Source organism: Amycolatopsis sp. NPDC058986, assembly GCF_042741125.1.
Taxonomy (GTDB): Bacteria; Actinomycetota; Actinomycetes; order Mycobacteriales; family Pseudonocardiaceae; genus Amycolatopsis.
The window spans coordinates 53,547-65,979 of the sequence record NZ_JBHYJW010000007.1 but is presented as its reverse complement, the minus strand read 5'-3'; the positions used below and the strand labels follow the sequence as shown (position 1 = coordinate 65,979).

Below are 12,433 nucleotides of genomic sequence, written 5' to 3'. Positions count from 1 at the left end.
GGGGGCCGGGGGTATCGTCCGAAGAGCCGGTGCATTCCGGCCAGCCGGTGGGCAACCTCGCCGGAACGTGCGTCTACATCGGCCGAATGGCCGATCCCCCGCGATCCCCGTTGCGCTAAGCGGAAAACCGGAAGCGAGTGGGCAGGGCGAAGGCGCCCGGCGCGACGGAGCCGGGTTGGAGCCAACGGCCCGTTCGGTCCGGCGGAGTATCCGAGGGCGCCCCGGCAGCCGGGGGCTTCGAGTCGGCGGCACCGCCGGTATCGCTCGCCGCAGGCGCGGTACTCGGCCAACGGCGGCAACTTCGTCCGTAGCGACAAGGACTGCCCTCGGAGAGGTGGATCCGATTCGGCCGTGTATCCCGTCAGCGGTCTGTGCAGCCTGCGGCGCGGATCGAGGCCATGCGCAGCGCCGCGCGGATCACTGGCCACACGTTCTGCGAGCGAGCACGGAAATCTCGCCGCGCTCCCGTGACCGGAACACGGGCACGCTCCGGCCCGGCGGCGAACTCAGGGTGTGGCCAGCGGCAGGCGGACTTCGAACCGGCAGCCGGGGCCGTGGTTGAGCACACCGATCCGGCCGTGATGTGCCTCGACGAGGCCTTTGGCGATCGCGAGACCGAGCCCGCCACCGGCCTCGCCACCACGTTCCGGTGTCCGCGCCCTGGTTCCGCGGAAGGCGACGTCGAAGACGCGGCCGATCTCGTCCTCGGGGATACCGCCGCAGGAGTCGTCGACGGCGAGCAGCGCGTCGGTGCCGTCCACGCCGAGCTGCACCGCGACCGTGCCGTCCGGCGGGGTGTGCCGGATCGCGTTGGACACCAGGTTCCGCACGATCCGCGCCAGTTCGGGGTCGCTGCCGGAGACCACCGGCCAGGCGTCGGCGTTTTCCAGCACCCGCACGCGTTTGCGTTGGGCCACCGGCGCTTGCGCGGCGACCGCGTCGCTCACGACATCCCGCAGCGGCACGGAGGACATGGTCAGCCGCAAGGCACCCGCGGTGATCCGGGACAGTTCGAACAGGTCGCCGACCATGCCGGACAGCCGGGTGGTCTCGCCGGCGATGCGCTGGGCGTACTCGGTCACCTCGGCGGGCTCGGACACGACTCCGTCCGCGAGTGCCTCGGCCATCGCCTGGATCCCCGCCAGGGGGCTGCGCAGGTCGTGGCTGATCCACGCGACAAGTTCGCGGCGCGAGGCCTCGGCGGCCCGTTCCCGGTCGCGGGCCTCCCGTTCCCAGACGCTGCGCCGTGCGATCGCCCGGCCGAGCACGATCGCGGCGGGCACGGTGATCAGTGCGACGAGCAGGCACACCAGCGCCATCGTGGTCAGCGCCGGGGTGAACATGAACCCACTGACGCCGAGTACCCCGACGAGGGTGGCGAGGACCGGGATCAGCACGAGCACGGTCAGGGCGCTGGCGAGCGAGCCTCGGCGCAGCACATAGAGCACGACGCCGCCGAGCACCGCGACCGGCAGCGAGAACAGCAGCGCGACCGGCAGGATGTGCCAGACATGCGCCAGCATGGCGCCGAAGGACTCGCTGGGTTCGATCATGGCTGTATCCGGTCGTAGCGGTAGCCGACGCCCCACACCGTCGCCACGCGGGCGGGTTTCGCCGGGTCCCGTTCGATCTTCTCCCGCAACCGTCGCACGTGGACGGTCACAGTGGACTGATCGCCGAAGTCCCAGCCCCACACCTTCTCCAGCAGGTCGGCCCGGGAGAAGGCGACGCCGGGATGGGCGAGGAAGAACGCGAGCAGGTCGAACTCACGGGTGGTCAGCGGGAGTTCGGCTCCGTCAAGGGTGGCGTGCCGGGCGGACATCTGCAGCCGGAGGTTCCCGTCGGCGAGTTCCGCGGCGGCGGGCTGCGGCAGCGGCATCCGCGCGCGGCGCAACACGGACGCCACCCGCAACGCGAGTTCCTTGGGGCTGAAGGGTTTCGTGACGTAGTCGTCGGCGCCGAGCTGGAGACCGGCGATCCGGTTCTCCTCCTCGCCGAGCGCGGTGAGCATGACGATCGGCACCTGGCTCAGCTGCCGGAGCCTGCGGCACACCTCGAGCCCGTTGACGCCGGGCATCATGACGTCGAGCACGACCAGGTCCGGCTCCTGGCTCGCGAACTTCGCCAGCCCCTCGGCGCCGTCGCCCGCCATGTCGACGGTGAAGCCGGCGACTTCGAGGTAGCGCCGGACGACGTCGCGGACGGTCTCGTCGTCGTCCACCACGAGCACCCGGCCGGGCTGTTCGGTCATCGGTGTCCCCTCACCAGCTCGTCAGCAGCAGATGGTTGACCGCCAGCGCAGTCACCGCCTGCCCGGCCAGCCACCAGCGGCGGGCCGGGAGCGGCAGCAACGCGGTCAGCAGCAGCACCCACGCCACGAACGGTAGCCAGATCCGTTCGACCTCCGCCTTCGACAGGCCGGAGACATCCGCCGCCACGATCGTGAGCAGTGCGGCGAGCCCGATCAGCAGCACCGGGTCACGCAGCCGGGACCATCGCGGTTTCGGCAGGAACACCTCGGTGACACCGCGCCGGGCGGCGGCGATGAGGGCGGGTCCCGCGGCGACGGCCACCGCGGCGAGGTCGGCCCACACCCAGTACGAATACGGCCGCAGCGTGGCGATGCCCTGGTAGTACCGCTCGACGACCAGGTGATATCCGTCCAGCCACCAGAAACCGGCGACGGCGAAGGCCGCGACGACACCCAGCGCCGTAGCCAGGGCGAGCGCGGCCGCGACCCATTGCCTGCCCAGCACGGTCACCACGAGGGCCACCAGCCCCAGCAGCACCAGGCCGTAGGACAGGAAGATCCCGAACCCGAGCAGCACTCCGGCCGCGAGGGCCACCGGCGCGGCGTAGCGGCGGCCCTGCGCGAATCCGGCTGCCGCGAGCGCGAGCAGTGCGACGCCGGTCGCGGTGACTCCGGCGAAGAGGCCGTCGGCGGAGACGCCCATCCACACCGCGGCCGGGCCCAGCACGGCGAACGGCAATATCGCGCGAGCAGCGTCGGGACGTCCGAGCAGCGACACGGTGGCGGGTACGGCGACCGCGACGAGACCGCCCACGAGGACGACGAGCGTCGAGGCCCAGGCGCCGCCGTGCAGGCCGAGCCGGCCGAGCCAGACGAACACGAGGGTGGCCCCTGGCGGATGCCCCGAGACGTGGGTTGTCCAGGAATTCGGCTGGAAGTCGAGAATGCGCGAGGAGAATTCCCTCAGCATGCGCGGGATGTCGGTGATCCCGGGTACCTCGTGCAGGTATTCGTCCGGTGTCGTGAGGCGGCCGGTGAATCCGCGCGTCCAGCCGTCGACCATGGCGAGCGAGAACGTCCAGCCCAGCGACGTGAGATACCCGGCGGCGAGTGCGCGGCGCCACGGCAGCCGGGCAGCGAGCGCCGGTCCCCAGGCCACGACGGCGAAGGCGATCAGCACGGCGAAGACCGAGCCCGGGCCGAGGTGCGGCAGCCAGACCGCGAACAGCGGCGGTGCCTGGGCGTAGATGACCACTCCGGAACCCGGCCGGTTGTAGTACAGCCCCACCACGGTGGCCGCGGCGATCACCAGGAGGGCCGCGCCGACGGCGATCAGGTCGGCGCGGGGGAACCGGCGGGTTCGGACAGGCGCGGGCGGGCCCGGCGCGTCGGCGACCTGGGCAGCCGGAATCGACTCGCTCATCACCGGCACCTTAGCCCCGTGCCCCGCTGTCCACCGGGTCTCGCGGCGATCCGTCACCGGTCGGTAAGAATTCGCCCGCCGTCACATTTTGGTAAGCAGCGCAAGGATTTCACACCGTCCATCCCGGACTTACCGTACGAGCCGTGAGGGAATTCGAGGTGGATGTCGTACTCCCGTGCCTGGACGAGGCCGGGGCGCTCCCCGCTGTCCTGCGCGGGCTGCCGCCGGGGTACCGGGCCATTGTCATCGACAACGGTTCGGCGGACGGATCGCCCGAGATCGCCGCCGCATGCGGTGCGAAGGTCGTCCACGAACCTCGGCGAGGTTACGGCGCGGCCGTGCACACGGGCTTGGAGTGCGCCACGGCGGACATCGTGTGTTTCGCCGACGCGGACGGTTCGCTCGATCTGGCCGACCTGCCGCGATTGGTCGAGGCGGTGCGCTCGGGTACGGATCTCGCTGTCGGCAGACGAGTGCCGACCAGCTCCCGGGCGTGGCCATGGCATGCGCGGGCGGGCAACGTGGCGCTGTCGCTGCTGTTGCGGAGCCGGGGTCTGCCGGTACACGACATCGCGCCGCTGCGGGCCGCGCGACGGCAGGCGCTACTCGATCTCGACGTCGTCGACCGCGCTTTCGGGTATCCGCTCGAACTGCTGGTCAAGGCCCAGCGTGCTGGTTGGCACGTGCGCGAGTTCGACGTCAGCTACGGCGAGCGGGCCGCCGGGACGAAGTCGAAGGTGTCCGGCTCGGTGCGGGGCACGCTGCGTGCGGTCCGGGACTTCGGGCGGGTGCTGGCCCGATGACCGCCCGGTTCTGCCTGCTGGTGGTGGCGAAAGCGCCCGTGCCCGGGTTTGCGAAGACCCGCCTGTGTCCCCCGGCCACCGCGGCCCAGGCGGCCGAAATCGCCGCGGCCGCGTTGCTCGACACGCTCGCCGCGGTCCGTGCGACCGCCGGTGCCGTGCCGATGGTGGCGATGACCGGTGACCTCGGCGATGCCGCCCGGGGCACGGAGATCGCCGAGGCGCTGAGCGAGGTCACGGTCATCGCCCAGCGTGGTGGAGATTTCGGTGAGCGGCTCGCCAACGCCCACGCAGACACCGTCGCCGCGTACCCCGGGGTACCGGTGTTGCAGATTGGCATGGACACCCCGCAGGTCACGCCCAGCCTATTGGAGAGCGCGATGATTCCCTTGCTGCGCAAGGAATCCGATGCGGCACTGGGCTTCGCCGAGGACGGCGGCTGGTGGGCGCTCGGGCTGCGCGACCCGCTCGACGCGCGAGTCCTCGCCGACGTCCCGATGTCGCGGCCGGACACCGGCGAACGGACCTGGCAGGCGCTGGCCGTCTCCGGCTTGTCCGTCACTCCGGTCAGCACACTGTCCGATGTGGACACCATCGCCGATGCCCACCGCGTGGCGACGTTGTGCCCCGGAAGCCGATTCGCCCGCGCGGTGGCCGAGGTCGCCGTGCTCCCGGTGGCCGTCCGATGAAGGCGGGCACGGAGTTCGACCACGGCCTGCTCGGCCATCGATGCTGGCTGGAACTCGCGAACGGTGAGCGGGTCGAACTGCCGGTGGAGCGCTGGACCGGCCGCCCGTGTCCCGGGGACGACGTGCTGCTCGACGCCTGCACCGGCCCGACCCTCGACATCGGCTGCGGGCCGGGACGGCTCACCGCGGCACTGGCCCGACGAGGTGTCGCCTCGCTCGGCGTCGACAGTTCGCCCACCGCGGTCCGGCTCACCCACCAGCGCGGCGGCGTCGCCTTGTGCCGCAGCGTGTTCGAGCGCATTCCCGGCGAGGGCCGCTGGCGGCACGCGCTGCTCGCGGACGGCAACATCGGCATCGGCGGCGAACCCGCGACGTTGCTCCAGCGCACCGCGGCGCTCATCGCCGAGGACGGCGATGTCCTGGTCGAACTCGACCCGCCGGGGTTCGGCCTGCGGCACGAACGGGTGCGGCTGCTGCCCGGCCGTCCCGAGGGCCGGTGGTTCACCTGGGCGTGGGTCGGCGCGGACCGGATCACCGAGGTCGCGGCGACCGCCGGACTCCACGTCGCCTGGATCGCCCGGCACGGGCATCGCTGGTTCGCACGGCTGGAGAAAGTATGAAACGGCTGCCGATTCCGGACGAAAAGCGTTTCGCGGCCGCGGCGCACTCCCCGCGGGTCACGGCACGGATCGGGCTGTGGCTGGCGATCACGTTCACCACGTGCTTCGTGACCGGCCTGCTCAGTCACCTCATCCAGCATCCGCCGACGTGGTTCTTCTGGCCCAGCAGACCGATCTGGCTCTATCGCGTCACCCAGGGGCTGCATGTCGTCTCCGGCGTCGCGTCGATCCCGCTGTTGCTGGCGAAACTGTGGAGTGTCTATCCGAAGCTGTTCGGCAGGCCGCTCGTGCGGTCGATCCCGCACGCGGTGGAGCGACTGTCGATCCTGGTGCTGTCGGCGGCCGCGTTCTTCGAGCTGACCACCGGTCTGCTCAACGTCGCGCAGAACTACCCGTGGACGTTCTACTTCCCACAGGTGCACTACGCCGTCGCATGGGTGGCGATCGGCTCGATCCTGGTGCACATCGCGGTGAAGCTCCCGGTCATCCGCCGGGCACTGACCCGTGAACCAGCTGGCGATCCCGAACCGCAGTCGGCCGGCTTGTCCCGGCGAGGGTTCCTGCGCACCACGTGGCTGGCCGCCGGGGTGTCCGTGGTCGCGACGGCGGGCGCGACGGTTCCGTTGCTACGTAACGTCTCCGGGCTGTCGTGGCGCACGGGCAACGGAACTCAGGGCCTGCCGGTGAACCGCACCGCCACCGCCGCGGGGGTGGTTCAGGCGGCACAAGCCACGACGTGGCGGCTGTCCGTGGTGACCTCGGCCGGGACGCGGACGTTCTCGCTCGCCGAACTCCGCGCGCTTCCGCAGACCACGGCCGAGCTGCCGATCGCCTGCGTCGAGGGCTGGAGTCAGTCGGCGGTCTGGCGCGGCGTCGCCTTTCCGACGCTACTCGAAACCGTTGGCACACAACCAGGCTCCACGGTACGAGTGTCCTCTTTGGAGCGTTCCGGACTGTACGGCGTGAGTGTGCTACCCGGCGAGCACACGGCGGACGCGTTGACGCTGCTCGCGCTCGAACTCAACGGCGAGGTGCTCGACCTGGACCACGGCTTTCCCTGCCGGGTCATCGCGCCGAGCCGTCCCGGTGTCCTGCAGACGAAGTGGGTCTCGAAGCTGGAGGTCCTGTGAGAACGGCGCGAATTCTGCTGCTACTTCTCGGGCTCGCCTCGCTGGTCTGGGGCGCGATCTTGTTCGGCGAGTACCTTTTCCCGCTCCGCGCCGACGTGATCGGCACGCTCGGCTGGCTCATCGGCGGCCCGCTGGTGCACGACGCGGTGATCGCGCCGGTGGTCGGCCTCGCCGGGCTCGGCGTGAGCCGCCTCGTGCCCCCGTTGTGGCGAGCGCCGGTGCTGGCCGGGGCCGCCTTCAGCGGAGTGCTGGGGCTGCTGGCGTTTCCGCTGTTGTGGCGGCCCTACGGCAACCCGCCGATGCCAGGGCTGCACGACGGGCATCCCGGCGTCGGCCTGCTGCTCACGCTCGTCGTGGTCTGGGCGTTGGCCGTGCTGGCCGGTGTCGGCCGGACGCTGCTCGCCCGGCGCCGTACAGACAAGAGCCACGCGCGACCGGTTTGAGTGCCGGGTCGCGCGTGGCTTCGAAGGTCCGGCCCACCCAGAGGCCGGAGCTGGTCTCGGCCGCCTTCCAGCGGCCGAGCGTCTGGGATCAGTTGGGCACGGGCTGGCCGCCGAGGGTCACGTCGACGGTGCGGGAGTTGTTCAGCGTGAAGGTGACCTTCTCGTCCGGTGCCCGGGTACGGATCGCGGCGATCAGCGTGTCCGCCGAGTCGATGGTCCGGTCGTCGATCTTGGTGACCACGTCGCCGGGCTTGAGCCCCGCCTTCTCCGCCGGGCTGCCCGGGGTAATGTCCCCGAGCTGGGCGCCACCGCCCTGCGCGTCCTGCACCTTGGCGCCGATGAAGGTCTGCGTGGCCTTACCGGTCTTGATGATGTCGTCGGCCGTCCGCCGGGCCTGGTCGATCGGGATGGCGAACCCGATCCCGACGTTCGCCCCCTCGGAGCTGCTGCCCCGGTTCGAGGAGGACTGCGGGCTGTAGATGGCCGAGTTGATCCCGATGACCTGCCCGGACATGTTGGCCAGCGGGCCGCCGGAGTTGCCGGGGTTGATGGCCGCGTCGGTCTGCACCGCGTCCATCACCGTGGCCTGGTCGCCGTTGTTGCCGCCGGCACGCACCGGCCGGTGCAGCGAGCTGACGATGCCGGAGGTGACGGTGCCGGTCAGCTCGAACGGCGAGCCGATGGCCACCACCGACTGCCCGACGCGCAGGTCGTCGGAGCGGCCGAGCTCCACAGGGGTCAGCCCGCTCACGTTGTCGACCTTGACCACGGCGATGTCGGTCGTCGGATCCCGGCCGATGACCTTGGCGGGTGCCTTCTTGCCGTCCGGGAAGACGGCCTGGATCTGGCCGCCGTTCGCGGCGACCTCGACGACGTGGTTGTTGGTCAGGATGTAGCCGTCGGTGCTCAGGACGAATCCGGAGCCCTCGCCCTGCGCGGTGCGGCCGGCGACCTGGAGTTCGACCACGCTCGGCGAGAGCTTCTTCGCGACGGACTCGACCGAGCCGGCGGGGGCGGCCGCGGTCTGCTGCGCGGGCTTCGGCGCGTCGAGCGCGTTGACGGCGGGCCCCTTGTTGGTGCCCGAGGTCAGGTAGCCGACGGTGCCGCCCGCGACGCCGCCCACCAGCAACGCGATGGCCGCGACTCCGGCAAGCAGCTTGCCCGAACCGGACTTCGCGCGCCGCGGCGCGGCCGGGACGTTGTAGATGGAGGTGTCCCCCGGCAGCCCGTGGGCACTGGGCGGAGCGTAAGGGTTGGGCGGTGGAGTGGTACCTGGCTGCGCGTACGTGCCCTGGGGCGTCTGGGCTCCCTGGGCCGACCACGGGCTCGGCGCGCCGTACGCGGGGTCGGCACCAGTCACCGTGTGGTACTGCGGCTCGCTGGGCTGGGTGTACTCCGCAGGGGCCGGGTACTGCGCCGCGGGACCGGGGTCGGCGGCCGCGCCTGGCTGGGCTGTGGCCCCGGACCAACCGCTCTGACCGGTTTCCGGCTGCGGCTGACCACCAGCGGCATGACTCTGAGCAGCGGGGTCGTGCGCACTGGGGTCTTTCTCGGTCATGTCCTCACCTTGCGCGACGGTCCTGAGAGGTTCCTGAGTCGAACCTGTGCATCGCTGGTGAGTATGCCCCGGGCTACCCGGCCTCGCGAAGCCTTTGGGCGATCTGCTCCGGTGTCGCGTCGTTCACCCACACGGCCATCCCGGATTCCGAGCCGGCGAGGTACTTCAGCTTGTCCTTGGCCCGCAGCACCGAGAACAGCTCCAGGTGCAGCCAGCTCAGGTCGCGGTCGCGGTGCACGGGCGCCTGGTGCCACGCGGCGATGTAGGGCAGCGGCCGGTCGTAGAGCGCGTCGCAGCGACGCAGGACGTCCAGGTACACCAAGGCGAAATCGTCCCGCTCCGCCTCGCTGAGCGCGGGAATGTCCGGCACCTGCCGGTGCGGCACCAGCTGGACCTGCACCGGCCACCGCGCGGCCGGTGGCACGAACGCCGTCCAGTGCTCCCCCCGCGCGACGATCCGCGCGCCGGAGTCCCGTTCCGCGGCAAGGACGTCGCCGAGCACCGGACGGCCGTGTTCGGCCTGGTAGGCGCGGGCGACGTCGAGCATCCGCGACGTGCGGGGCGTGACGAACGGGTAGCCGTAGATCTGCCCGTGCGGGTGATGCAGCGTGACGCCGATTTCCTCGCCGCGGTTCTCGAACGGGAAGACCTGCTCGACGCCGGGGAGCCCGGACAGCTCGGCGGTGCGGTCCGCCCAGGTGTCGACCACCGCGCGGACCTGCTTGGCGGTCAGGCGCGCGAACGAGCCGTCGTGGTCGCTGGTGAAGCAGACGACCTCGCAGCGGCCGCGGCCGGGCGCCACCGGCACCAGCCCCGCACCATCCACAGTGGACGCTTCGCCGAGGACGTTCTGCGCGAACGACGGAAAGCGGTTCTCGAACACCACGACGTCGTAGTCGGCTTCGGGGATCTCGCTCGGTTTCCCCGGCTTGCTCGGGCACAGCGGGCACAGATCCGCGGGCGGCTTGTAGGTGCGCGTCTGCCGGTGCGCGGCCATGGCGACCCATTCGCCGGTCAGCGGATCGCGCCGGATCTCCGACGCGGCGGCCACCGGGGCGAGGTCGCGGGTGTCCTCGGCGACCCGCTCGGGCGCGCCCGGCCGGTCGAAGTAAATGATTTCCCGGCCGTCGGCCAGGTGCCTCACGGTGCGTTTCACGCTTCTTCTGCCTCGGCCGTCCCCGCCGTCTCGGCGATCATGAGTTCTCCCGCGCGTTCGGCGAGAATTTCCCTTGCCTGGTCGGGAAGATCGTCGTCGCTGACGACGACGTCGGCTTCGTCGAGCCCGGCGATGGTGGAGATCCCGACGATGCCCCACTTGGTGTGGTCGGCGAGCACCACCAGCTTGCGCCCCGCCTCGACGAGCGCCCGGTCGGTCTCGCTCTCGGTGAGGTTGGGCGTGGTGAAGCCGGGGCCGTCGGCCATCCCGTGCACGCCGAGGAAGACGACGTCGAGGTGCAGCGACCGCAGGCTGTGCACGGCGACCGGGCCGACCAGCGCGTCCGACGGCGTCCGCACGCCGCCGGTGAGCACCACGGTGCGGTCCTGCTGGCTGGCCCCGCGCAGCACGTCCGCGACCTGGATGGAGTTGGTGACGATGGTGAGCCCTGGGACGTGATCGAGTGCCCGCGCCAGCGTCCACGTCGTGGTGCCCGCCGAGATCCCGATCGCGGTCCCCGGCCGGACGAGGCTCGCCGCGAGTTCGGCGATCGCTTCCTTCTGTGTGCGCTGCCGCACGGACTTGGCCTCGAACCCGGGCTCGTCCGTGCTCTTGCCCATCACCGACGTCGCGCCGCCGTAGACCTTCTCGACCAGGCCACGCCCGGCGAGCACGTCGAGATCGCGGCGCACCGTCATATCGGATACGCCCAGCCTCGTCACGAGGTCACTCACCCGGACCGCGCCGGTCCGGCGAGCCTCCTCGAGGATCACCGCCTGTCGCTGCCGCGCCAGCACTGCAACTCCGTCCTCAACGCACTGTCCTGAATCGACTGCGTTCCCCGCATGAACGCCCCAACCACACAAAATCCTACACGATTCAACACAGGATTCGCAGGGGTTGCCAACGCGTTGAGCCACGAATGGCTGCCGTCCGTAACGGTGACAGGGTCAGCCCGGCGCTCCGGGCAGGCGGATCGTCAGCAGCGCGCCACCCTCCGGCGCTCGCGACGCGTAGACGGTACCGCCGTGGCGTTCGGCGGAATGCTTGACAATCGCCAGGCCGAGGCCCGAACCGGGCAGCGTCCGCGCCTCCGACGAACGGTAGAACCGGTCGAACACCTTGGGCAGGTCCTCGTCGGCGATCCCAGGACCGGAGTCGGCCACCTCGACGACCGCGGTGCCGTCGCCGAGCGGATAGAGCCGGACTCGCACGGTCGACCCGGACGGCGAGAACTTGACCGCGTTGTCCAGCAGGTTGAGCACTGCCCGCTCGAGCGCGCTGTTGTCCCCGGTGAGCACCCACGGCTGCAGCGCGACGTCGAACTCGATCTCGCCCGCACGGCGCCGCGCCCGGTCGAGGGCGCGTTCGATGACATCCACCATCTCGACCCGTTCGAACTGCTCCTGCGGGACGTCCTGCCGGGCCAGTTCGACCAGGTCCCCGATGAGCTGGGTCAGCTCGTCGATCTGCCCGCGAATGTCGGCTTCGATGTCCGCGCGGTCCTCGTCCGACAGCGCCCGTGCCCCGGACCGGCTCGCCGCCAGCAGCAGCTCCAGGTTGGTGCGCAAGGAAGTAAGCGGTGTCCGCAGCTCGTGCCCCGCGTCGGCGACCAGCTGGCGTTGCCGTTCCTGCGACTCCGCGACCGTGCCGAGCATGGTGTTGAAGCTCTGCGTGAGCCGGGCCAGCTCGTCGTCACCGCTGACCGGGATCGGCCGCAGATCCCCGGTGCGCGCGACGCGTTCGGTGGCCGTCGTCAGCCGATCCACCGGCCGCAGCCCCGCACGGGCCACCGCGGTCCCGGCGGCCGCGGCCACCAGGATCCCGGCGCCGCCGATGAGGAACAGCACGACCGCGAGCTCGTTGAGCGCGCGTTTCGTCGGCGCCATCGACTGCGCCAGCACCATCGCCTGGCCGTGTCCCGACGGCAGCGCGACGACCCGGCTGTCGGTGGCGACGTCGGTCCGGATCGAACTCGCCCGATCGCCGGCGGCGACCTCGATCTCGGTGCTCCCGTACGGCGGCGCGACGCCCGCCTGCGGGTAGGTCAGGGTGATTTCCTTGCCGATGTTCAGCTGCCCGATCTGCAGGTCCGCGCTCGCCAGGAAGGCGCCGGGAACCTGCTTGAGCTGCGTCTGCACCTGCGGCGACTGGACCGCCGCACTGGCGCGGGCGACCAGGTTGTCGTCGAGCTGCTGGTAGAGGTTGCTCTGCACGACCAAATAGGCGCCGAGTGACACCAGCGCCACGGCGCCCGCCACACAGGCGGCGGCCAGCAACGTCACTCGTCCGCGCAGCGAAAACCGGCGGGTCCCCCAGCGCGTACCGCGCGGATCGTCCTCCATCACGTCGATGGTCGGGAC

At 71.1% G+C, this 12,433-nt stretch carries 12 protein-coding genes; 5 read left to right on the top strand and 7 right to left on the bottom strand.

Annotation, left to right across the window (positions count from 1 at the left end; translation table 11 throughout):
* Positions 1-506 precede the first annotated feature (506 nt).
* Genes ACFW0G_RS09040 through ACFW0G_RS09030 form a run of 3 tightly spaced genes read right to left on the bottom strand, consistent with a single transcriptional unit; the run spans position 507 to position 3,674 of the window.
* A complete protein-coding gene (locus tag ACFW0G_RS09040; protein WP_378324342.1) occupies positions 507-1,553 on the bottom strand; it encodes a sensor histidine kinase in 1,047 nt (348 codons plus the stop codon).
* Positions 1,550-2,251, bottom strand: a complete 702-nt coding sequence (locus ACFW0G_RS09035; protein ID WP_378324341.1) for a response regulator transcription factor — start codon at positions 2,249-2,251, stop codon at positions 1,550-1,552. Before ACFW0G_RS09035 ends, ACFW0G_RS09040 begins: the two co-directional genes overlap by 4 nt.
* A gap of 10 nt (positions 2,252-2,261) precedes the next feature.
* Complete coding sequence (locus tag ACFW0G_RS09030; RefSeq protein WP_378324340.1) at positions 2,262-3,674, bottom strand: hypothetical protein; 1,413 nt, start codon at positions 3,672-3,674, stop codon at positions 2,262-2,264.
* A gap of 158 nt (positions 3,675-3,832) precedes the next feature.
* On the opposite strand from ACFW0G_RS09030, the gene ACFW0G_RS09025 reads away from it, so the two are divergent.
* From ACFW0G_RS09025 to ACFW0G_RS09005, 5 genes are read left to right on the top strand one after another with little or no spacing between them, the layout of a single operon-like run.
* Complete coding sequence (locus ACFW0G_RS09025; protein ID WP_378324510.1) at positions 3,833-4,477, top strand: glycosyltransferase family 2 protein; 645 nt, start codon at positions 3,833-3,835, stop codon at positions 4,475-4,477.
* Positions 4,474-5,163: a DUF2064 domain-containing protein gene (locus ACFW0G_RS09020; protein ID WP_378324339.1), complete on the top strand. Its 690-nt coding sequence runs from the start codon at positions 4,474-4,476 to the stop codon at positions 5,161-5,163. Before ACFW0G_RS09025 ends, ACFW0G_RS09020 begins: the two co-directional genes overlap by 4 nt.
* A complete protein-coding gene (locus ACFW0G_RS09015) occupies positions 5,160-5,783 on the top strand; it encodes a methyltransferase domain-containing protein (protein ID WP_378324338.1) in 624 nt (207 codons plus the stop codon). Before ACFW0G_RS09020 ends, ACFW0G_RS09015 begins: the two co-directional genes overlap by 4 nt.
* Positions 5,780-6,913: a molybdopterin-dependent oxidoreductase gene (locus ACFW0G_RS09010; RefSeq protein ID WP_378324337.1), complete on the top strand. Its 1,134-nt coding sequence runs from the start codon at positions 5,780-5,782 to the stop codon at positions 6,911-6,913. The genes ACFW0G_RS09015 and ACFW0G_RS09010 overlap by 4 nt, the downstream gene beginning before the upstream one ends.
* Positions 6,910-7,356, top strand: coding sequence for a hypothetical protein (locus ACFW0G_RS09005; protein ID WP_378324336.1), 447 nt, complete (start codon positions 6,910-6,912; stop codon positions 7,354-7,356). Before ACFW0G_RS09010 ends, ACFW0G_RS09005 begins: the two co-directional genes overlap by 4 nt.
* An 88-nt stretch (positions 7,357-7,444) precedes the next feature.
* On the opposite strand, the gene ACFW0G_RS09000 is transcribed toward ACFW0G_RS09005, so the two are convergent.
* From ACFW0G_RS09000 to ACFW0G_RS08985, 4 genes are all read right to left on the bottom strand, one after another.
* Positions 7,445-8,914, bottom strand: coding sequence for a S1C family serine protease (locus ACFW0G_RS09000; protein WP_378324335.1), 1,470 nt, complete (start codon positions 8,912-8,914; stop codon positions 7,445-7,447).
* Between the two features lie 73 nt (positions 8,915-8,987).
* Positions 8,988-10,070, bottom strand: a complete 1,083-nt coding sequence (gene galT, locus ACFW0G_RS08995) for a galactose-1-phosphate uridylyltransferase (RefSeq protein WP_378324334.1) — start codon at positions 10,068-10,070, stop codon at positions 8,988-8,990.
* Entirely contained in the window at positions 10,067-10,867 is an 801-nt protein-coding gene (locus ACFW0G_RS08990) for a DeoR/GlpR family DNA-binding transcription regulator (RefSeq protein ID WP_378324333.1), read from the bottom strand. The genes galT and ACFW0G_RS08990 overlap by 4 nt, the downstream gene beginning before the upstream one ends.
* Positions 10,868-11,020: 153 nt before the next feature.
* Positions 11,021-12,415: a sensor histidine kinase gene (locus ACFW0G_RS08985; RefSeq protein ID WP_378324509.1), complete on the bottom strand. Its 1,395-nt coding sequence runs from the start codon at positions 12,413-12,415 to the stop codon at positions 11,021-11,023.
* Between the last annotated feature and the right edge of the window lie 18 nt (positions 12,416-12,433).

Excerpts from the sequence above, each read along its gene's own strand:
- ACFW0G_RS09015 (WP_378324338.1), top strand. The coding sequence starts at position 5,160 with ATGAAGGCGGGCACGGAGTTCGACCACGGCCTGCTCGGCCATCGATGC.
- ACFW0G_RS09035 (WP_378324341.1), bottom strand. The coding sequence starts at position 2,251 with ATGACCGAACAGCCCGGCCGGGTGCTCGTGGTGGACGACGACGAGACC.
- ACFW0G_RS09000 (WP_378324335.1), bottom strand. The coding sequence starts at position 8,914 with ATGACCGAGAAAGACCCCAGTGCGCACGACCCCGCTGCTCAGAGTCAT.
- ACFW0G_RS08985 (WP_378324509.1), bottom strand. The coding sequence starts at position 12,415 with ATGGAGGACGATCCGCGCGGTACGCGCTGGGGGACCCGCCGGTTTTCG.
- ACFW0G_RS09010 (WP_378324337.1), top strand. The coding sequence starts at position 5,780 with ATGAAACGGCTGCCGATTCCGGACGAAAAGCGTTTCGCGGCCGCGGCG.
- ACFW0G_RS09030 (WP_378324340.1), bottom strand. The coding sequence starts at position 3,674 with ATGAGCGAGTCGATTCCGGCTGCCCAGGTCGCCGACGCGCCGGGCCCG.
- ACFW0G_RS09020 (WP_378324339.1), top strand. The coding sequence starts at position 4,474 with ATGACCGCCCGGTTCTGCCTGCTGGTGGTGGCGAAAGCGCCCGTGCCC.
- ACFW0G_RS09040 (WP_378324342.1), bottom strand. The coding sequence starts at position 1,553 with ATGATCGAACCCAGCGAGTCCTTCGGCGCCATGCTGGCGCATGTCTGG.